13 protein-coding genes are annotated in these 22,862 nt (G+C 39.8%); 1 reads left to right on the top strand and 12 read right to left on the bottom strand.

All coding sequences use genetic code 11. The features are described 5' to 3' along the window. Positions 1-11: 11 nt before the first annotated feature. Positions 12-2,165: a DNA internalization-related competence protein ComEC/Rec2 gene (locus J8Z25_RS09190; protein ID WP_250660942.1), complete on the bottom strand. Its 2,154-nt coding sequence runs from the start codon at positions 2,163-2,165 to the stop codon at positions 12-14. A gap of 96 nt (positions 2,166-2,261) precedes the next feature. Between J8Z25_RS09190 and J8Z25_RS09195 the strand changes: the two genes are divergently transcribed. After that, entirely contained in the window at positions 2,262-2,771 is a 510-nt protein-coding gene (locus J8Z25_RS09195) for a DUF2062 domain-containing protein (RefSeq protein ID WP_130051407.1), read from the top strand. 83 nt (positions 2,772-2,854) lie between these two features. On the opposite strand, the gene J8Z25_RS09200 is transcribed toward J8Z25_RS09195, so the two are convergent. The 11 genes from J8Z25_RS09200 to J8Z25_RS09250 all read right to left on the bottom strand — a co-directional run bounded on the left by J8Z25_RS09200 (position 2,855) and on the right by J8Z25_RS09250 (position 22,686). Further along, positions 2,855-4,588, bottom strand: coding sequence for a DUF3466 family protein (locus tag J8Z25_RS09200; protein ID WP_130051406.1), 1,734 nt, complete (start codon positions 4,586-4,588; stop codon positions 2,855-2,857). Positions 4,589-4,599: 11 nt separating this feature from the next. Next, positions 4,600-6,510, bottom strand: a complete 1,911-nt coding sequence (gene uup / locus J8Z25_RS09205) for an ATP-binding cassette ATPase Uup (protein ID WP_250660943.1) — start codon at positions 6,508-6,510, stop codon at positions 4,600-4,602. Positions 6,511-6,524: 14 nt separating this feature from the next. After that, the gene (locus tag J8Z25_RS09210) at positions 6,525-6,758 is read right to left on the bottom strand and encodes a glutaredoxin family protein (RefSeq protein ID WP_130051404.1); all 234 of its coding nucleotides are present in this window, start codon (positions 6,756-6,758) and stop codon (positions 6,525-6,527) included. Next, the gene (gene rlmKL / locus J8Z25_RS09215; protein ID WP_250660944.1) at positions 6,751-8,868 is read right to left on the bottom strand and encodes a bifunctional 23S rRNA (guanine(2069)-N(7))-methyltransferase RlmK/23S rRNA (guanine(2445)-N(2))-methyltransferase RlmL; all 2,118 of its coding nucleotides are present in this window, start codon (positions 8,866-8,868) and stop codon (positions 6,751-6,753) included. The genes J8Z25_RS09210 and rlmKL overlap by 8 nt, the downstream gene beginning before the upstream one ends. A 78-nt stretch (positions 8,869-8,946) precedes the next feature. After that, positions 8,947-9,477 (bottom strand): cell division protein ZapC domain-containing protein, encoded by a 531-nt coding sequence (locus J8Z25_RS09220; RefSeq protein ID WP_130051402.1) that lies wholly within the window; start codon positions 9,475-9,477, stop codon positions 8,947-8,949. Positions 9,478-9,597: 120 nt separating this feature from the next. Next, the gene (gene pyrD, locus J8Z25_RS09225) at positions 9,598-10,608 is read right to left on the bottom strand and encodes a quinone-dependent dihydroorotate dehydrogenase (RefSeq protein ID WP_167657595.1); all 1,011 of its coding nucleotides are present in this window, start codon (positions 10,606-10,608) and stop codon (positions 9,598-9,600) included. Between the two features lie 112 nt (positions 10,609-10,720). Then, entirely contained in the window at positions 10,721-15,559 is a 4,839-nt protein-coding gene (locus J8Z25_RS09230; protein ID WP_130051400.1) for an NAD-glutamate dehydrogenase, read from the bottom strand. Between the two features lie 212 nt (positions 15,560-15,771). Beyond that, on the bottom strand, positions 15,772-18,096 hold the full coding sequence (locus J8Z25_RS09235; RefSeq protein ID WP_250660945.1) for an efflux RND transporter permease subunit: 2,325 nt from the start codon (positions 18,094-18,096) through the stop codon (positions 15,772-15,774). After that, positions 18,096-19,100 (bottom strand): WD40/YVTN/BNR-like repeat-containing protein, encoded by a 1,005-nt coding sequence (locus J8Z25_RS09240; RefSeq protein WP_130051398.1) that lies wholly within the window; start codon positions 19,098-19,100, stop codon positions 18,096-18,098. Before J8Z25_RS09240 ends, J8Z25_RS09235 begins: the two co-directional genes overlap by 1 nt. Positions 19,101-19,224: 124 nt before the next feature. After that, positions 19,225-20,589: a DUF1329 domain-containing protein gene (locus J8Z25_RS09245; RefSeq protein ID WP_130052285.1), complete on the bottom strand. Its 1,365-nt coding sequence runs from the start codon at positions 20,587-20,589 to the stop codon at positions 19,225-19,227. A 12-nt stretch (positions 20,590-20,601) separates the two neighbouring features. Further along, positions 20,602-22,686, bottom strand: coding sequence for a DUF1302 domain-containing protein (locus tag J8Z25_RS09250; RefSeq protein WP_130051397.1), 2,085 nt, complete (start codon positions 22,684-22,686; stop codon positions 20,602-20,604). Positions 22,687-22,862: the final 176 nt, after the last annotated feature.

Raw genomic sequence — 22,862 nt, forward strand, 5'->3', positions numbered from 1 at the left:
AAAACAAAACGTCAATCTTGTTCGAACCAATAACTTTCCTGCTCGCGCGCAAACTCTATACGATAATTATCTTCATAGAATTTTATACGAATATGGCCAAGTTCTGCAGTTGAGAACTGTCGTATATGGTGCTCATTGTATCGTTTTACAACATCTGGGTGAGGAAATAACCATTGTCCTTGGTAAGCAGATGAATGGATAACCACTTCAGGTTCTACAGCATTTATAAATCTATTACTTGAAGAGGTATTACTACCATGGTGTGGGCTCAATAAAACAGTCGATTGCAGGTCGACACCATTTTCAATAAGCTTGGTTTCCGCAGCTGTCGAAATATCGCCCGTAAGTAACACTGAATAGTTTAAACGCGTTATTTTTAATAAACATGACAGATCGTTTCGATTATCTCTACTGTCGTCGGCATGAAAACTATTAATTTTGACCGCTTCAAGTGTGAGACTGTTTGTTTTACACGACTCTTCAAGCCCTTTAGGATGGAAGATGCTTAAAGTCTCTGCATAGCCTGCTAATTGCCAACTAGCTAAGCCGCCAGAATGGTCGTTATCTAAATGACTGATCACGGTTGCAACAACAGAGAGTTGTTGTTTACGAATGCTTTGAAGTAATACTCGGCGAATATAATCGTAACGGCCAAAATACTGAGGCCCTAAATCATAGATAATGGCTTTGTTATTGGCACTCACCATCACCATTAAACCATGCCCCACATCAAACACGTCTAACTGAAATTGAGCTTTGGGCTGTAACTTGAAATCAACGGCATAAATACAAATGGGTATTAAACAAACGTACTTGTTTGGACAAAATAACAAAATAAGCAATGTGCTGTAACTAATGACTAATAATGAAAAATCAAACTTATTGAAAGGAAACCAGCGCCAATCATGGGGAATAGAGAGCAACAATTGATAACTAAAATACAATACACTGTCTACTAAAGACAATAAACTTGTAATATCGAATAGAATCGAAAGCAAGCTATAAAAAATCAGCAGTGGTAATATCAGTAAACCTACTAAAGGTACGGCAATAAGATTTATCAATAAGCCGATAATGCTCGTGCCATTGAAATAATAAAGAGATAAGGGAAGTAACCCGATAAACAAAGCACACTGAATCTGGAAGAGTTGAACAAACCTGTTTAAGAATCCAAGTCTTACATCTAGTGTATTTCTAGTTAATAAAAATATTATTGTTACCGCTATAAAACTAAAATAGAGTCCAGGGTTCAACATTGCAAATGGATCTATCAACAATACGATACATAAAGCATAAAGAATTGATCGCCAACGCAGCGGATTTTTACCCAAATTATAAATAACCAAATAACACCCAAGCATTACAAGTGCACGACTGGCAGAGACAATGAAACCGCTGAGGTAGACATAAATAAATGAACAACTAAATCCAAATAAAGCAAAAATATTATTCAGTTGGAATGATTGCCGAATAGGCAAATGACTGACTCTTAGCAACCACTTCGAGCTAAAAAACCCTACTGCATATATAAGTCCGATATGAAGTCCTGAAATAGCAAGCAAATGACTTAAACCTAATTCACGCAATTGATTATTATTTTCGTAGCTTATTTTGCTTTTATCGCCAGTTAAAAGCGCATAATAGAGCCACTGTAATCGGCTATTTGCTGTAATTTTATTTATGTATTTTAGGTATCTATCACGTAAACTCGTATTGGTATGATGATCTAGATAAGTTATTTCTCCTACGCTTCGACCTTTATAAAATATTCGCTCGAGTAGCGCTTGCCTTTCTCTATCAAAACTATAGAAATTCTTAACAGAACGATAACGCTTAAGTTTTAGGGATGCACTTATTTCATCACCTGAAACAACGGGTTTATCTGATGAAATACTTAGCATCGCAAAAGGAGTTGGTCGAATCGTAGCAGGACAAGATTCAATACTTTTTAAATTGGCTTTTAGATAGTAAGGGCTTTTATCACTGTATGTTTCAACCACCTCAAATCGAACTAATCGCCTTTGTTGATAATCGATTTGACAGTCAGAGGTTGAGTAAAAAATGAAGTAATGAAAAATCACTACTAAAATAGCGCAAATAAACCCTGACAATAGAGTTAAAAAAGGCTTAAAATAGGCACCTGCTAGCAATACAGCAAAACTCATTATATAAAACGCCGCAGTGCTAAATGTATATAGGGTGAAAAAACAGCCTATGACAAAGCCGCTGCATAACCAAATAGATGTAAATGGTTGCTTTAAATGGCTAAAAAAACGATCCAACGCTTTTTACCTGATCATAACAAGGTAAGAGAACACAAGTATTTAAGAATTTTTGGTCGTTTATTGCATGATGCCAATTTATGGCACTTAAATAGACGTTCAGCACGCGGTGCATTTGCGGTTGGTTTATTTTTTGCGTTCATCCCTGTTCCTTTTCAAATGGTTCTTGCAGCCGCCCTGGCTATTCCATTTCGAGTGAATTTACCGATTTCTGTTGCAACAGTGTGGATCACTAACCCACTGACCATGCCTCCTATTTTCTATTGTTCATATATTGTTGGCACTATTGCACTTGCTCAACCACAGCAGCACTTCCAATTTGAACCAAGCTGGCAATGGTTTATAGATAGTCTAACAACAATTGGCCCAGCCTTTTTAGTCGGTTCACTCATTTGTGCAACAGCTGCTGCAATCATAGGCTATTTTGCTACCGACATGCTTTGGAAACGCTCTGTTCGTAAAGCGTGGATACATCGCCATAAAAAATAACTGATTTCAGTATAGACAAAAAACCCAGCTTTAAGCTGGGTTTTTTATTTAGGTTTTAAAGTAATTTTCTTTATACCAAGTTTTTATTTTCTAAATATACGACGTGCTGCTGCAAATGGTAATAGCAGTAATGCATACCAAGGGAAGCTTGCTGATTGACGCTCGTATTGCTCAACCTCTTCAGCTTGACACTCTTCAACATTGCCATCAATTGGTGTTAACTTAACAGCAACTGCAACACTTTCGTATTCGGTATTGCCGTTAATATCTACAACAACATTGCCAAATGAATCTGTCTTTTCAACTGTTTTAGTCGCAACACCGAAGATTTCGTTATTGTTGTTAATTGCCTTTGCTTCAGCAACCGTATATTTAAAACGAGTCTCACCATCTTCTTCGAAACACGGTAATAAATCGTTTAAGTTAACAATTTTATCTTCACCAATGGTATACATGAAACCTTCACGACGACGAGTTGACGTATTGTAGATATCTGTCTCGCCTTCACCAACTACAATACCATTATCATTGATATCGTTTGCTAATGAGCTAGAGCTCGAGAAGTAATCCGTTGGGAAAACAACACTGTCGCTTTTCTTGTCATAGTAAAAGAATTTTGTTCTGTTTGTGCCGTCAATACGTTTACTTGCATAACCAACTACAACGTCATCGTTGTTAACAGCTAAAGGCTGACCTGAGATCCAATCATCTTCTTGATCAATAAACTCTTTTACTTCACCATTTTCGAAGATAACAGGCATTGTAATTCGCGTATCTCTGCCTTTGTATCGAACATCAGAAGTACCGACGATTAAGCCACTTTCATTGATCGCAATTGCGTTGCTACGAAAAGCGAAATCTTCGTCATCTTTCGGTGTTAAGCCTAAACCAAGCATCTCAGTGTTAGTAATGTTTAAATTGCTATCTAACGTCCACTTCACAGCCTGTTTATTATAGATACCTGTTTTATATTGACGATTATATGATTCCACACAATCAGAAACAGGTTCATCTTCGTTATCGCATTTATCTTCAATATCTTTTAAAGGGTCAGCAGCAATGTTCGTTGATACTGTACCTACAACTTCGTAACCATTGGCAGTCTTGACAATATCATTCGCCGAACTAACACCACCAAAATCATCAAATTCAGGGGCAAGTTCAACTTTTACACCATCGGCTGAGATTACGATGGCACGACTGATAAAATCTCTTAAGAAATGCGTTTCTTCTTCGTCTTCATCTGTTTGAGTAAACGATGTTTTCTCATAGGGTGCACTACCCCAACCTACCATCACACCATCATCTGTTACAGCATTAAGTAAGTTAGAAGTCGAGCGCGTTAAACCATCAAAATCAACTGACTGTTCATCAAATAAAACTTGCTCTGTCGAACCTTCTGCGGTGTAACGTGTTGCGATTGCACTTGATAGCTTTTGGTATTCTGAGTCAGTTGCACGTCCAGTTAAAAAACTAACCATGAATGCATGAGCATCAGCGTTAGTATTCACTGCATCGTTGTTCTCAATGTCATCTAACGTAAATGTGATTTCTTTATCAATTAATTCAAACTGTTTTTTAGCGGTATCATAGGCGTCTTTGATCAACGAATCCGTAAAATCGATATAAGAGATATCTACTGGTAACTTGTAAAGACCATTTGCTAAACCAATAATGTGTCCATTTTCACTAACATCTGTAATGTAGTTAAACTTCGCGCCCTCGATTCCACCTAATTCTTCTAATTTATAGGTTGCGCTCATCGCTGAGGTACTTAGGGTGGCTAAAATACTGGCAGCGAGTAATTTGTATTTCATTTTAATCCTTACTACTGATTCTTTAAATCTTCGAGTTCTTCCCAGCGCTCAAAAGCGGCTTCAAGCTCAGACTCTAACTCGGCTAAATGGTTCAATGCTTCTGTTGTAATTGCAGCATCTTGCTTAAAAAAGTCAGGGTCATTAACCACAACTTGCTGAGCGTCTAACGCTTTTTCAAGTTGTTCCACTTTACTGGGTAATTCTTCTAATTCAAGTTTTAATTTGTAAGAGAGTTTATTACTTTTCTTTGGTGTATTATCTTGGCTAACAACGGCTGGCTTTTCTTGCTTAATTTGTTGCTGTTGTTGTTTTTCTTGCTCAGCTAAATGAGCGGCGAATGCTTCATAGTCGCTGTAACCGCCAACAATGTCTGTGATCTTGCCGTTCCCCTCAAAGGCCCATACAGAGTTACAGGTATTATCAATAAATTCACGGTCATGGCTAACTATCAATACGGTGCCTTGGTATTGGTTAATAATCTCCTCAAGGAGCTCTAACGTTTCGATATCAAGGTCATTGGTTGGCTCATCGAGTACAATAATGTTAGATGGCTTTAAAAATAGCTTTGCTAACAATAAGCGATTCTTTTCACCACCAGAAAGTGCTTTTACAGGCGTACGAGCACGTGCCGGAGGAAATAGGAAGTCTTGTAAGTAACCTAACACATGACGAGAACGACCGCCCATCATCACTTCTTGCTTGCCTTCAGCAACGTTGTCTTGCACTGTAGCTTCTTCATCGAGCTTTTGGCGGTATTGGTCAAAATAGGCAAATTCTAAATTAACACCTTGTTTAACACTGCCGCTATCTGGAACTAAGTCACCAAATAAAATTTTCAGCAGCGTTGTTTTACCTATACCGTTTGGTCCCACAAGACCAACTCGGTCGCCCCGCATAACAAGCGTCGAGAAATCTTTCGCAATCACTTTGTCTTTAAATGCATGACAAATGTTTTTAGCTTCAAACACCAACTTACCAGAACGATCAGCAGTTTCAATGTTGAAATCAGTTTTACCAACTTGATCTACACGTTGCTTACGCTCTTTACGTAATTCTTTTAGTGCGCGTACTCGCCCTTCATTACGTGTTCTACGTGCTTTAATGCCTTGACGGATCCACGTTTCTTCTTCAGCTAAACGTTTATCAAACAGTGCATTCTGTGTTTCTTCTACTTTTAAATCATGCGCTTTTTGCTCAAGATAAGTTGCGTAATCACCTGGATATGAAACAAGCTTACCACGGTCTAAATCGAGAATACGAGTAGCAACTGCACGTATAAACGCACGATCGTGAGATATAAAAACGATACCGCCTTTAAACTCTTTTAAAAACTGCTCAAGCCAAATAACACTACTCATATCTAAGTGGTTAGTTGGCTCATCAAGTAACAGTAAGTCGGGTTCACTAACCAAAGCTCTTGCTAGAGCAACTTTACGTAGCCAACCACCCGATAATGATTCAAGTTTGGCCTCTGGCTCCAGCTCTAAGCGAGATAAAACTAATTGAATACGGGTATCAAAACGCCAGCCATCAACTGTTTCCAATTCATTAGATAAACGCTCTAATTTGTTGAGCAATTTATCGTTATACTCTGTTTGCATTTGATTACTAACGTGGTGATATTCTATCAGTAAGTTAGCAATATCTGGCATGCCTTGAGCAACATAATCAAATACTGAACCTGCTGCCCCTTTGGGGGGATCTTGCTCTAGACGAGAAATACGAATACCGCCTAATTGGTTGATTTCGCCATCATCCAATGTCACTTGGCCATCAAGTACTTTTAGTAGTGTTGATTTTCCTGCACCGTTACGGCCAACGATACATACACGCTCACCTGACTCAATAACGGCATCGGCATCATCTAGTAGCGGATGTGTACCATAAGCGAGTTGCGCTTTGGCTATTCTGATTAAATCCATCGTGATTACTACTCTTATTCTTTATTATCAGCAATAAATTGCGCTAACTGCTCAGCATCAAAAGGCCAGAATAATTTCTCACCTTGATGAGCTTCAACAACCGGAATACTGGTTTGGTATAGAGCAATCAGCTGTTCACTGTCCATAATGTCTTTTGCTACAAACGAAGCGTTTGCAGCAATTAATAATTCATCGGCCATTTCACACAGATGACAGCCATCAGTGTGGTACAGGGTAAAATTAGCCATGGGTAATAAGCCAACTATTATGGATTTGCTTATTACGCTTAAAGTCTGGTGATAGAGTCTTATCAGAAATGTTTTCTGCTTTTAAACCCAGACCCATTAGCCCTACTTCATCCATGCTAAAGCCACGCTTATTATTTGAGAAAATAAGCGTACCGTTCGGGCTTAAGATTTTCTTAACCCACGTAAGTAATTTAATGTGATCGCGTTGTACATCAAATGCATCTTTCATACGTTTTGAATTTGAGAAAGTCGGTGGGTCTAAGAAGATTAAATCATATTGACCTTGAGCATATTCAAGCCATTTCAAGCAGTCAGCTTGTTCAAAACGATAGCGAGTATTACTTAAGTCATTCAACACAAAGTTCTCTTGCGCCCACTTTATGTAAGTTTTTGACATATCAACGGTGGTGATAGCTTTAGCACCACCTACTGCCGCATGCACAGATGCACTGCCAGTATAAGCAAACAAGTTTAAGAAACGTTTGCCTTGCGAATTTTGTTGAATATATCGGCGTGCCAAACGATGATCTAAAAATAAACCAGTATCTAAATAATCAAAAAGGTTAACTTTAAATTTAGCACCAAACTCTTCGACGACTTGAGTGCGATTTTGTTTTGATACTTTAGTGTATTGCTCTTCACCTTTTTGTTTTTTACGCACTTTAACTGCGATATTTTCAGGTGCAATAGCTAACTGTTCAGCAGTCAGGCTTATGACATCCTGTAGGCGTTTTTGTGCCGTATTATCATCAATTTCTTTCGGTGCAGCATATTCAAAAATAACAGCTGAGTCATCATAAACATCAACAGCTACGTTATATTCTGGAATATCAGCATCATAAACGCGATAACAGCTCACTTCATTTTGTTTTAACCAGTTCTTTAAGTTTTGCTTGTTTTTCTTTAAGCGGTTTGCAAATGCCGTTGAGCCTTCAAAATTAAGTGCAGGTTTGTCTTCTTTGCTTAGCTCTACTTGTTTATCGTCTAGTTGGTATAGATTTAAAACAACATCTAACGGGCCATTTTTGAACTTATAGCGTTTTAATTTAACAAGTTTTAATAATTTAAATAGGCTTTCGTCTGTGCCTAATAAAGCAAGCTTCCAATGGTTAAAATGCTTTTTAAAGCCCACACCTAAACTACGGTGTAAGTTAACCAGTTCAGCCATTGAACCTAAGCGCTCACCATAAGGTAAATTTGAAATCACCACTCCTGGTAATTTCGCTACAGAGGTTAACTTATTCGCATCGCTTTGTTTAAATTTAATCACATTACCAAGGTCTGCTCGCTCGGCGTTTTCCTGAGCTTTTGCAATCACACCGCCATCAATATCATGGCCAATAAGCCATAACTTTGGATCTGTAATTTGAGCAGTTAATTCAGCTTTTAACTCTTTATATTTTTGAATACGAAAACTTGGCAAGCGCTCGAACGCGAAACCTTCACGGAATAACCCCGGTGCTTCATTGCGTGCCATGCTGGCTGCTTCAATTAAAATGGTACCAGAACCACAACATGGGTCGAACAAAGGTTGCTGTACGTTTTCAAGCCAGCCACTACGTTTTACAAGAGCTGCAGCTAAATGCTCTTTAATTGGAGCCTTGCCTTGATCTTGACGATAACCACGTTCAGATAAACGAGGGCCAGAATAATCGATATAAAGCGCGACCCCTTGGCGGTTCAATCTAGCTACAACACGAACATTGGCGTTGTATTTATCAACATCTGGGCGCTGCTCGAATAAATCCGCAAAATAATCGACAATCGCATCTTTAACAACGAGACCTGAAAATTGCGTATTTTTTAAGTCGTTATTTGTACCGCTAAAATCAACAGCAAAGGTTTGTTTAGGACCAAACCATTCTTGCCAAGGCTGCAAACGTGCAAATTGATAAAGGCTGTCTTTGTCTTTCACGCCTTCTTTTTCTTCTATCAGCATCATGATACGAGTGGCAAAGCGACTCGATAAACAAATCTTTTGTGCTAATAAGCTATCAGCTTCAAAACGTACAGAGCCCACGGTTTGTTTTGAGACTTCTGCACCGAGTGCTGTAAGCTCATCAACAAGTAAATTTTCTATTCCGATAGAAGTAAGTGCGATAAATTGCAAAGTAAAAACCCTTAAATGCTAATTGCGCAGGATTATAGCATAGCTTGGCGAACAAAAACGCCAACATTTGCAGGGATATTAGGCAGATTTAAACTGTTTTTGTTGAATATAAACAGGATGGATACGGTTATTTAAAACCTTAATGGCTTCAAACTGCTCAAGTGATAGATTTTCGTCTAATTGAAAATGTTGACTTAAGTTAATACACACTGAGGCTTCACTTGAATGGTCGACAATTAAAAACTCACCCTCTTGTGCTTGTGAGCACAACTTCACTACAGCTTCAACACTTGGTTGGCTGCCGTGATACTCATGAAAAAACCAACTTTTTGCAAGTACTGGCTTTAAATGAAATTTTACCGCTGTGGCATTAAGAGCAATTTGGCAAAGCTCTGCAGGATTCCATAATGAGAAAGTTTCGAGGTATTGATAAACTTGCTGATAAAAAGCAGCATCTTCAAGGCTAAAATTTGGTTCTTTTAGCACAGCATCGGTAAGTTGGCGAAGTTTATAAGGCGTGCACAGTTGCATATCTTGGTCAAGATCAACCAAAAGACGATTATTTTTCGCACAAGCAAGCCATTTCCATTGCTTAGATGCTTGTAACATGTCTCCTCCCTAAAGAATAAATACTGTGCGCTTAATCATAAATTATAACTAAAGCAGACCATTAATAAAATGATTTTTTAGAACATTTTATTAATGATCAATTGCTTAGATAACTGATCCTTATAAGCCATTTAGGATCGTTTTTACCAATTCCGGACCTTTATAAATAAAACCAGTGTAAACTTGAACTAGGTCTGCACCTGCTGCAAATTTTTCTTTTGCCGACTCGGCATCGTCGATACCACCCACACCGATAATCGGTAGTTTACCTTCGGTTAAGCGCTTAAGCTCGCTAACCACGTGGGTTGAGCGCTGACGAACTGGTTGCCCAGATAAACCACCCGCTTCATTTGCGTATTGTTGGCCTTGCACCAAAGCGCGCTCAAGAGTGGTGTTCGTGGCAATAACGCCATCGATCTTATTGTTGATCAATGATTCACTTACTTGAGCAATTTGTACTTCATCAAGATCTGGGGCGATCTTAACCAGCATAGGTACTTGTTTGTTATGCTTTGCAACTAAATCAAGTTGTTCGTTCTTTAAGCTTTGTAGTAAATCATCCAGCGCTTCACCGTATTGCAAGTCGCGTAGACCAGGTGTATTCGGTGAAGAGATATTTACCGTAATGTATGATGCATGTTCGAACACTTTACGCATACAGTGGATGTAATCATCTTTACCCTGCTCGTTTGGTGTATCTTTATTTTTACCAATATTGATACCTAAAATTCCGTCATATTTCGCCGCTTTAACATTGTTAACTAGGTTATCAACACCCTTGTTGTTAAAACCCATGCGATTAATAATCGCATTTGATTCAGGTAGGCGAAAAATACGTGGTTTATCGTTACCAGCTTGAGGACGTGGGGTAACAGTACCTACTTCAACAAAACCAAAGCCCATTTGCGAAAATGCATCAATACACTCTGCATTTTTATCTAAGCCTGCTGCTAAACCTACCGGATTTTTAAATTCTAACCCCAAAAAATTTACAGGTTTATTAGGGACAGATTGAGACCACGCAGCACTCAATGGCGTATGAGCAAATCGTCGTAAATTATTAAGTGCAAATTCATGAGCCCACTCCGCATCACGGGTAAACATAAAACGGCGAGCTAGATCATAAAACATGGTTTGTTCCTCAGGTAAAATAAACAAGGTAGCCGTTTAAAACGGACCATTGCAAATTAAGGGCAAAAAAATACCCCAGCGAGCTGGGGTATGTATTTTAACGACTTTTCACTTATTTGGAAGTGTCACAGTTGTGGCTTAGCAACATTAGTTCACGAAGTGCCACTGAGAACTTCGCAAAATCGTGGCTTTGCGATGTTTTGAACTCAGATAACATCTGCTTCCAACGTTGTAATAGTAGATCTTGATTATCCATCCACTCATCAATTTGTGCATCAATGTCTTTGCTATCTGCTGCAAAGCTATTAAGTACCACAGCTGATAATGTACGTTGTTGCCAATCCAGCTCTTCACGGTATGACGCACGAGCAAGTGCTTGCCAGTGGTTCGCAACCGGTTGGTTAGTGATTTGGTCAAGGAACCAATGAAGGCCCATACGTGCACCCAACTTGAAGTACGTATTAGAAACCATATCAATACTACGCTCTGAATTATTTGCAATTTCAGCTAAGTCCATTACAGAGAATAAGCTTGATAGTGAAACTATGCGTGTCGCTAGTGCTTTTGGTACATTGCTGTCAATTAACTTGTCAGCTGCTTTAACTAGACGCTCGCTCTCTTTTTCAACCATATAGCTGTTTAGGTTTTCACTTAAATCAGCAAATGTTGGTGCGAAGAATTCAATTGCTTGCTCAATCGTTTGTGCTTTATTGCGATGACGTAAGAACCAACGTGTTGCACGACGAACCGTACGACGTAACTGATATAGCATTTCTGTTTGCACAGCTGCTGGGATCTTATTATCAAGCGCAACAATTGATGACCACGTTTCTGGCATCTGGAACACTTCTTTTGCAATTGAGTAGCAAAGTGCGATTTCAGCTTCATTCGCACCTGTTTCTTCTTGCATACGAACCATAAAGTTAAGGCCCATATCGTTAACGATATTATTCGCAAGTTTAGTTGCGATAATTTCTTTACGAAGTGGGTGGTTATCCATTGCATCGTTGAACTTCTCACGAAGTGGCACTGGGAACGACTTAACTAATAATTGACGGTAGTATGGGTTTTCAGTGATTTCATCAACCACTAGAGACTCTTTAAGTACCATCTTCGCATAAGAAACTAATACAGATAGCTCTGGACGAGTTAAATCTTTACCCGCTGCTGCGCGCTCTGCAAGTTCTTCATCAGTTGGAATAAACTCGATTGCACGGTTTAACTTGCCATCTTTTTCAAGTGCGTGGATGAAACGTACTTTTTCTTTTAGCGTCGACGTACCTTTTGATTGAGTAATCGATAAGGTATGCGTTTGACGATAACAATCTTTTAATACTAACTCAGATACTTCATCAGTCATTGAATAAAGTAGCTCATCACGTTGTTTACGCGTTAAGTCACCTTCTGCAACTAGACCATTAAGTAAAATCTTAATATTAACTTCGTTATCTGAACATGCTACACCACCCACGTTATCAATGAAGTCAGTGTTAACACGACCGCCTTTAGCAGCAAATTCGATTCGACCTAATTGTGTTGCACCTAAGTTACCGCCCTCGCCTAAGATCTTCGCACCAAGCTCAGAACCATTAATACGAAGTGCATCATTCGCGCGGTCACCAACATCAGCATCAGTCTCTTTAGAGTGCTTGATGTAAGTACCGATACCACCATTCCAAAGTAAATCAAACTCCATCATTAGTGCTGCTTTGATTAACTCATTAGGTGTCATGCTCGCTTTCTTAGTGCCAAGCATTTTCTTCATTTCTGGGCTTAAGCTAATTGATTTAGCCGCACGAGAGAATACACCACCACCTTGTGAAATAAGGTCTTTGTTGTAATCTTCCCAAGAAGAACGCGGTAGATTAAATAAACGTTCACGCTCTGGGTAAGATGTCGCTGCATCTGGGTTTGGATCAACAAAGATGTGCATGTGGTTAAACGCTACTTGTAAGCGAATGTGCTTAGAAAGCAACATACCATTACCAAATACGTCACCCGCCATGTCGCCGATTGCCACAACAGTGAAATCAGTTGTTTGACAGTCAATATCCATTTCACGGAAATGACGTTTAACAGATTCCCACGCACCTTTTGCCGTGATACCCATTTTCTTGTGGTCGTAACCTACTGAGCCACCTGATGCAAATGCATCACCTAGCCAGAAGTTATATTCATTTGCGATGCCGTTAGCGATATCAGAGAAAGTCGCAGTACCCTTATCGGCAGCAACAACTAAATACGGGTCATCTTCATCATGACGAACTACATCAACTGGTGGCACAATTTCACCACGTTCAATGTTATCTGTGATATCTAATAAACCACGGATGAAAATCTTGTAACACTCTTGGCCTTCTTTGAAGAATGCTTCACGCTCTGTTGGTAGCTGTTTACATACGAAACCGCCTTTAGAACCAACTGGTACGATAACCGTGTTTTTAACTTGTTGCGCTTTAACAAGACCCAGTACTTCAGTACGGAAATCTTCACGACGGTCTGACCAACGTAAACCACCACGAGCAACTTTACCACCACGTAAATGCACACCTTCAACGCGCGGCGAGTATACGAAGATCTCGAACGCAGGAAGTGGTAATGGCATTTCTGGGATCATAGAAGGTTGCACCTTGAATGATACGTAAGACTTAAATTGGCCATCCGCTTCTTTTTGGAAGAAGTTCGTTCTTAGGGTTGCATTGATCATATCAACGTATAAACGGATGATACGGTCATCATCCAGGTTTGCTACGTTTTCTAGTTCAAGATTTACTTGTGCAACTAGCTTCTCAAGAGCCTTCTCACTACCTGGGTTCTTAACAGAGAACTTTTTAGTGAATAAGTTAACGATTTGCGAAGCAATATGTGGGTAATTGGCAAACGTGCTTTCGATGTATGTTTGCGAGAAAGTTACACCAATCTGACGCATGTATTTAGCGTATGCACGAAGAATAGACGCTTCACGACCTGTTAAGCCACCCATTAATACTAAACGGTTGAAACCATCGTTTTCTAATCGGTTATTCCAAACATTAGTCAGTGCGGCACGGAAACGTGCTGATACTTTATCAAAATCAGCGATGCCCTTATTGTCAATTAGCATGGTGAAATCCATGATCCAATTAACTTTACCGTCAGTCGTTTTAACTGAGTAAGGTGTTTCACCCACTACGCGTAAACCAAAATTTTCTAACATTGGCATTACGTCAGATAAGTGGATTGGCTCATCTTTATGGAATAAGCTTAAACGAACAACGTTGGTATTTGCTTCTTCTTGTGGACGGTAAAACAACATTTCTAGTTTGTTTTCGTCAGTAAGAAGTTCAAGTTTTTCAATATCAACAACCGCAGCACTTGGTAAAACCTGATCTTTATACGCACTTGCAAACGCTTGTGCATATTTACGGTTTAGTTCTTTGCCGCGTGCTTCACCTGCACTTTCAAGTAGTGCAGATTGGAGTCTATCTTCCCAAGTACGGGCAGCTTCAATTAGGTTGTTTTCGATGTCTTTCACGTTATATTCAATATTATTGTCAGTCACACGCACCGTGTAATGTGTACGGGCTAATGTTGACTCAGAGAAGAAAGTAGTAAATTCGACTTTTTCGTCAGAATTAAATGCATTGGCTAAGATACGTTGCGTTTCACGACGAAGAGCCGTGTTATAGCGCTCACGCGGTACATATACCATGCAAGAGAAGAAACGGCCATATGCGTCTTTACGCACAAAAATACGGCACATATCACGCTCTTGTACTTGTAATACGCCCATGGCAACTTCAAGTAGATCAGCTTCACGTGCTTGAACAAGTTCATCACGTGGATACGTTTCTAAAATATTTAATACCGCTTTGTATGCATGAGTGCCTTTTGCAAAGTCACACATTTCCATAATGCGGTTAATCTTACTTTTCAGTACAGGTACATCAGCGGCGCTGTTGTTATAAAAGCTTGATGAGAATAAACCAAGGAAACGGTCTTCACCAATTACATTGCCCGCATCATCAAAACGCTTAATACCCACATAGTCGATATACGCAGGGCGATGCACACGAGATACTGAATTTGTTTTCGTTAAAATTAATAAATTGCTGCTACGTGCTTCTTGGCGAGCTACTTCAGGTAATTCTGAAAGTAAACGGCTATGCTCTTCGTCTGTGTTTTTCATTAGACCAAGGCTAGTGCCCTTTTTACCTTTTAACTGGTAATCACCTTGCACTGGCGAAAGTTCATACTCACGGTAACCCATTAGCGTAAAGTTATCCTTTGCTAACCAGTCTAAAAATTCTACCGTTTCTGCAACTTCGCTTTCGTTATTATTATGATGGCGTTTTGGTAAGTCTTTCGTTACCGCAATAAGTTTTTCACGAATTGGCTGCCAATCTTCTACAGCAATAGATACGTCAACTAACACACTCTCAAGTTCTTTTTTGAAAGACTCAATGACTTTTGCATCTGTTTGACGATCAATCTCAATAAAGAACACAGTTTTTGTCGACGTTGATTCTTGCTCAGCTTTTAAGCTTGAAATACCGGTGATTTTAGCGTTTTTATCACGTTGGATTTTCAGCGGAGAGTGAAGTAATAAGTGAGAAGCGATGTTTGCGCGGGTCATGGCCATGCGCACAGAATCAACAAGGAAAGGCATGTCTTTCGCGATGATTTCAACAATAGTGTGCGATGACTGCCAGCCATCTTTTGCTACTTCAGGATTGAAAACACGGACAACCGCGTCATCAGAATTATTTTTTTCTAGCGAGTTCCATAGGCTTAGTGCAGCGCCATATAAGTCACTATCGTTGCGATGAGCCAAATCCTCTTTAGACATATTGCTGTACAAGGCTTTGGCGAATTTCTCAACGAGTAACACATTATCAGCGTGAACTTTTTTCTGGATCAGCTTACAGACATTATCTAAGATAACCGAGGCTTGCCCTTCATTTCGTGTCATTGTATGTTCCTTAATCTATACTACTTATCGATTAGTAGAATATTTGTACAGCCATTTATTAGCGTGGAGTCAGGTAAATTCTAACTCTTTTACAGCTAATAAACAGCCTTTTCGATGAAATCATTTTAAGCTTTTCAGCTATTTGGTCATCTATTCACAAAATATAGATATAAATGGCCATTACTGGCCATATTGGAGCACAATTATTCACATTATTTTTTCTGGTCAGTCCAGAGGAAGCTACCAATTGCAGGTAAAAGTAGTACTGCACCCAACATGTTAACCAAAAACATGAAGGTCAGAAGAATACCCATATCCACTTGGAACTTCAGATCAGAGAAAATCCATGTGCTAACACCAATGGCTAAGGTAATACCTGTGAACAGCACTGCACTACCACGCTCTACTAATGCATTACGATAAGCTACTTCCAGTGCCACACCTTGTTTTAGCTGCTCCATCATTGATGAAAGTATGTAAATCCCGTAATCGACACCAATACCAACACCTAAAGCGATAACTGGTAATGTCGACACTGTTAAACCTATTTCAAGTTGTACCATCAACGCTTGCGCTAAGGTTGATACGATGTACAGAGGTAATACAACCGCGACCGTTGCCTTAACACTTCTAAAGCTAATTAAGCATAGCAGGATTACGGCGCCGTAAACGTAAAGCATCATAGGTAGCTGTGCAGCCGATACCGATTCGTTCGTTGCAGCCATTACACCTACTGGCCCTGACGCGAGCTTAAACTTCAATTTATCCGTACCTTCAGCGGCAGCAAACTCTTTAACCTTTGCCACTACATGGTCAATAGTTTCTGCTTTGTGGTCATTTAAGAAAATAATCACTGGCATTACAGAGCAGTTACCATCGAGTAAACCTGAGCTTGTTTCGACGCGCGATGTTGCTTGCACTAAACTGGCGGTATTGCGCGGCAGGCTTTGCCATTTTAAGTTACCTTCGTTGAAACCGGCATTCACAGATTGCGCAACAGAACTTAAACTCACTGCTGATTGCACCCCTGAAACGTTCTCCATTTGCCATTGGAAGCGGCTAATACGTTCCATAACATCATGCTCAGTACACGCAGCAGGATACGCTTCTACAATCACTTTTAGGATATCTGATGAAATGGTGTATTTATCAGAAATCAAAAAGGTGTCTTGGTTATAGCGGGCATCTTGGTGCAAAGATGGCGCACCAGCATGTAAGTCACCAATACGCATTTTGTCAGCTTGCCAGTAACCCACTGCAAATAACACAGCCGTAAAGACGATAATAAAACCAGCTGTTTTACGATCAGTAGCTTTTACTAATAGCTCGCGTAACTTATCTAAGAAATTTGGTTTATCTGTGTGAGTACCAGCTTGAATATGCACAGTGCCTTCAAAGCGCATATAAGATGCCCATACAGGTAATAGAATCAGGTTAGTGAAAATAATTACCGCCACACCTAAACTCGCTGTGATGGCAAGTTCGCGAATAATACCAATATCAATGGTTAGTAAAGTTAAGAAACCAATTGTGTCAGATAACAGTGCGATACCACCTGGGATCAGAAGTGCCCTGAAGCTTGCCTGACAGCAAACCCGAGTTGAACTACCTGTTGACACTTTTTTACCGATGTCATTAATCATTTGCACACCATGGCTTACGCCAATCGCAAACACTAAAAACGGCACTAGAATTGACATAGGATCTAAACCAAAGCCTAAGGTCGATAACAAACCTAACTGCCAGACAACCGCAATGATTGAACACGCAATCGGTAAAATCGTCAGCTTTAAGCTTTGACAAAATAACCAAACCATCACGAATGTGAAAGCAATCGCAATAGCAAAAAATAACAGTACGCCTTTAGCCCCCTCAGCTACATCACCTGCCATTTTTGCAAAACCAATGATATGGATACTGACTTTATCAGTACTGAGCGGATCACGGACTTGCGTTTCTAACTTTTCAGCAAACGCTAAAGTGTCTAGTTTTTCTTGTGTTTGCGGGTCAGTTTCGAGTAATTGGGCTGTCACCATCGCGCAAGAGTAGTCACTGGCAATCATGCGGCCAACCACTTTTGCTTTTTCGATATTTTCTTTTACAACCGCAAGACCACGTTTGTCAGCGGTAAAGTTTGCCGGAATAATTGGACCGCCAGCAAACCCATCTTCAACCACTTCAACAAAACGCGCACTCGGTGCAAAGATTGAATTTACTAATGGACGATTCACACCGGGAATAAAATAAAGCTGGTCATGAACTGCTTTAAGTTGGGTAAAAAATTCTTCATTAAAAATATCACCGTCTGCATCACAGACTGAAATCAAAATACTGTTTGCACCACCAAATTGTTTTTCGTGTTTGGTGTAAACCTTCATATAGTCATGATTGAGCGGTATATTTTTATTAAACGATGCGTCTAATTGAATTTGTGTTGCCTTGAATAATAAAAAACAGGTGATCAAAGCAAAGGAAATAATTGCGAATAAGCGATGACGAAACACCGCTCTTTCTAAAATATCTAAAAAACCACGCATTACGGATTCAACTCCTTCACTTTAATGCCATTTTCTGAAGCCATAATTAGTTTGTCTTGAAACACAACACCATCAAGTAACGATTTACCATCGGCCATTTGTTCTTCTGTAAGTTGGTCATTCTTAATATGGAAAATCACCCCACTGTTAGCAAATAATAGCCATTGGTTGTTGTAGTTAATCGCGCTATTAACGGTTGCATAATTGTCGTGTGGTATTTGCTGCCACTGTTCACTGCCAGCTTGGCGAGTAAAAATGTTGCCTCTAAGGCCTGCAACTAGGTCTTCTCCACCTTGATCTGCAGTTGACGCAAACGTAAAGAAAGAGCCCATATAGATCTCTTCAAGACGCTGCCATGTTTGTCCATTGTCGAAACTTTGTGCCATTAACCCCATTTCACCAGCTAGGAATAAGCTATTATCGGTTTTAACAATACGATTAAAATGTGGGAGTATTGAAGCGGTTTCAATTTCATACCCTTCTGGATCACTGTCTTTTAGATCATTGAGGTATTCACGGTCTTCCTCAAATAATAGACTATCTAAAAAACGTTTCTGCCAAGTTTGGCCACCATCATTAGTTTCAAAAAACATGCCGTAAGCACCTACTGCATAACCATGCTCAGCAGTAGTAAATAAAATATCTAAACATGGCTTATCCATGTTTGGTAGAGACTGCTGTAATTGCCAGGTTTTTCCTGCATCCTGTGTATTAATGATGGTTGCATCATGACCACAGGCCCAGCCTAAATCGCTATTATAAAAATCAACTGCAGTGAGTAGTACTTGGGTCGGTACACTCGCTTGTTGCCAAGTTTTAGCATCTGTACTTGTAATAACCACACCATGTTTGCCAACAGCAACAAGATTTGAGCCAGCTAGTTCAATGTCGGTGAGTAGAGTTTTGTTTGCGTTAACAGCGCTAATAGCTTGTTGCGGCATAGGCATGTCTTGAGCAAAACATGAAGCACTATAAGCAAGACAGGCATAAAGCAAATACTTCATAAAGATAAATCGCCTTCGAAAAGATAAAAAAGAGAAGTCAAAAAAGTCACTGGGAAACCTATTGCGTGTACTGATGACTTACGCGAATTGCAAAAGGCACCTGGAGTCAGGTGCCTTAATTTTATTAACGACCTTCGCGGCGTAATGCGCTTGAAGTAAACTCGTTATCGTTGAATGATTGTGAGAAATCATACATTTTTTCTTGATTATCTAAACCAATTGCTAAATAACGACGAGAGTTAAGGTCATGATAAACTTCTAACGTACTCCAATGAGTCGGTACTTCATAGTAGTTAAGGCCATGAGCCATCGCTACACGATACATTTGATCGCGGTTATCATAGATATCCGTTACATGTACTTGCCAGCTATCTTCATCAATATAGAAAACACGTTTCTTATAAATATGACGAGTACCCTCTTTCAGGTTCGCTTCAACAACCCAAACACGGTGTTTTTCATAACGAACATGCTCAGGATTGATATGACCTGCTTGTAAAATATCATCGTAGCTTAGCTTGTCGCTGTGAAGCTTGTAGCTGTTATAAGGAATATAAAGCTCTTGCTTACCTTTTAATGTCCAGTTGTAACGATTCGGAGAACCGTTGAACATATCAAAATCATCAGTCGTACGTAAGCTGTCAGCTGCTGTTCCAGGTGCATCATAGGCAACATTAGGTGCACGACGAACACGACGCTGACCTGAATTGTATGTCCATGCTTGGCGTGGCGTTAATATTTGGTCCATGGTTTCATGAACTAGTAACGCAGTACCTGCAAGACGAGCAGGCTCAGTTACTTTTTGCTTAAACTTAAACAAGATATTAGATTCTTGTAGTTTCTCTGGCGTTGCTTCAGGTGATGAGTATTCAACTAATAGTTGCTCATCAAAACCTACATAGTTGTATGAACCTGACGCTGTCGGTGCTGCTTGACCACCAGAGCGCGCAATTGATAAACCACGGAAACGTAGTAAGTGGTTCCAAATAGCTTCTAAACCATCTTTAGGAATTGGGAACGGAACACCTACAGCGGTATTTTTAATACCGTTACCACCTTCTACTAACTCAGCTGTCGTTGCATATTTTTTAGTTGCATCGTATACAAACTGAGGATAAGACGCACTTCGACGAGTTGGGTAAATATTCATCTTGAACGTATCAGGATACGTGTTGAATAATTCAACTTGACCTGGGCTCAAGTAATCTTTGTACTGGTCAACGTTCGATTTATCAATCGTAAATAAGATTTTATCATCAGCAAACGGGTCAGGATGATGCATACCAGGCTTATAACTAGCAGGTGGTTTTGTTATACCACCAGTCCAAGCCGGAATAGAGCCATCTTTGTTTGCTGCTTTTTCTGCGCCAATAGGCGTTAAATCATTACCTAAACGAGCCGCTTCATCAGCGGTAATTTTTGCAAGTACACTTGAGCTTGCGAAAACGCCACAAAATGCTGCTGCGATGAGGGTAGGTTTTCTAATAATCATAATTTACCCTTAGATTGAATATTTAATATTGAAAGAAACATAATCGCGGTCAGAGAAAGTATTCGTTGCGCCACCACCCCAGAACGAGTTGTAGCTAAAGTCGAATGACCACGCATTTTGATAGTTGAAGTTCATGGTAACACCGAGCGATTTACGGTCTTCAACAAATAAGAACATTGGATCAGGTGTAATACCATTTACATCGTGCGAGAACACAAAACGTGGCGAGAAGTTAACACCGCTAAAGAAGTTATAATAATCACCTTTGGCAATTAGGCGATAACCCCATGCAGAAGCCGTTGGGAATGGATTCGTTTCAGGACCGTTTGAAAGACCTAAGTGTAGCGTTGAATAATCATCGCTTAATGGGCCTTGCATGATACCGCTTCGACCAGTACCGGCAACGTTTAAACGAAGCTCATCGTAATCTGGCATATCATTAATACGTACACCACCAATTTCACCAACTACCGCCCAGCTATCAGCACCTAGCGAAGGACCAAATAAATGCGTTGCAGTAAATTGTAATTGTGCCGTGTTACGAAGAATAAAGCCTTGTGCAACTTCACCTGGACCTACAACACTCGTAGCATCGCCTAAACTCATTTGTGAAATACCAGCAAAGTCAGGACGAATACCTGCAACCGCTAATTGCTCAGGCATACCCGCGTAAAGTAACTCTACGTCATCAATTTGTAGTGGTTCGTCTTGACGGAATGCAAATTCACCAGCAAGCGCTGTTTCACCGACTGATGTATTAAAGCTTAGACCATAAAGCTTAATATCTTCAGGGTATTCTAGCTGTCCTTTAGTAAATGCTTGTAAGCCTGTTACATTATCTTCTGTGATTTCTGTCGTTAGTAACATACCGATATCGGCAGCTATTGCCGCATCAGTGAAGTTAGATACCTGACCAGAAATTACCGGGCGACGACTATGATAGTTAATGTGGTATAGCGCTACTTCGGTGTCGTTTAATTCAGGTAAGTACATACCTAGGCGTAAGCCATATTGACCACCGTCATCAGGTTCGTTTTTACCTGCAGAACCTTTGCCTTTTAATGCCACTTTGGTCGGGTAAGCTAGGTACATTTGTGCCATCATTGCTTGACCTTGTGCTGATGTAGGATCAACACCTTGCGAGCGAACAATGTCATCTAAATTATTTAAGCTTTCTGTTAAGAATGCTAAATCAATATCTGGGTTAGAGGTGAAGCCCAGTTGTATATTTTGCTGATAACCATTTTCAGACGCGAAATCGTTAGTCGAGAAATATGTACCTGCCGCAGGAAGACGTGTTTCATGCCATTCATACTGGTAGAAACCTTCTAGCGTTAAATTATCTGTAATACCGAGAGATGCCCAAAGCATACCTACAGGTATGAACGCTTCTTTTAATTCTGCACCAGGGGCTTTTAATCGATCGATATCAACTGGGTTTACGTTGATACCATGCGAAATCAAAGTACTCTCACCCCAGTTAACAACTTGTTGGCCTAAACGAATAGACAGTGGGTTACGACCTTCATTTAAATCAAAGTTTGCCCATACATAGGCATCGAGTAAACGTAAATCAGCACACACTTGTTCTTTTGTGTCGTCATCATCACATGGATCAACTTTATTGCCTGAAGTTGGATTACTATATGCGTAATCACCATCCATCAACGCAAAGTCGTAGAAGTACATAAAGCGAGTGAAGAAACCAAAGTTATCTTTGCTGATTGATAGCTCGTGGTTACCTTTTAATAATTTTGAAAATGAATCACCACTATCAAAATTAAGATTACCTGCATCACCATTATTTGAATATGCACCTGGTTGGTTCCATACATCAGCAGAAGAATAGATTGGATTTAAAGCAGAATGATAACCCGTCCAATCGAATGAAGGGTTATTACTTTTACCTATATGTTTGAAATCTCGGTCTTCAACACGAATACTTTGGCCATAAGAGAAATTAGAGTCAAAACGTATGTCAAAGTCACCTAATTCAAAGTTTGCCGCGTGCAAAGATGTGCTTGAGAGTCCGAGTGTAGCCGCCGCGAGTCCCAAAGCTATTTTGTTTTTAACAAAAAGCGATCGTTTTATCATTGTGTTCATCCCCCTGTAACGGGTTGTTTTGTGATCAAATTGTTGTTTTTAGTATCTTTCTAACGATAGAAGCGAAACAGTAAAATTACAATATAGAACGCGTTCAATCGGTTAATATTTATTTAAAAATGTGACGTTTACGCATTGGTAAGACGTCATACCAGATATTTTATACA

The sequence above is a fragment of the Pseudoalteromonas sp. SCSIO 43101 genome, assembly GCF_023650775.1.
Lineage (GTDB): Bacteria > Pseudomonadota > Gammaproteobacteria > Enterobacterales > Alteromonadaceae > Pseudoalteromonas > Pseudoalteromonas apostichopi.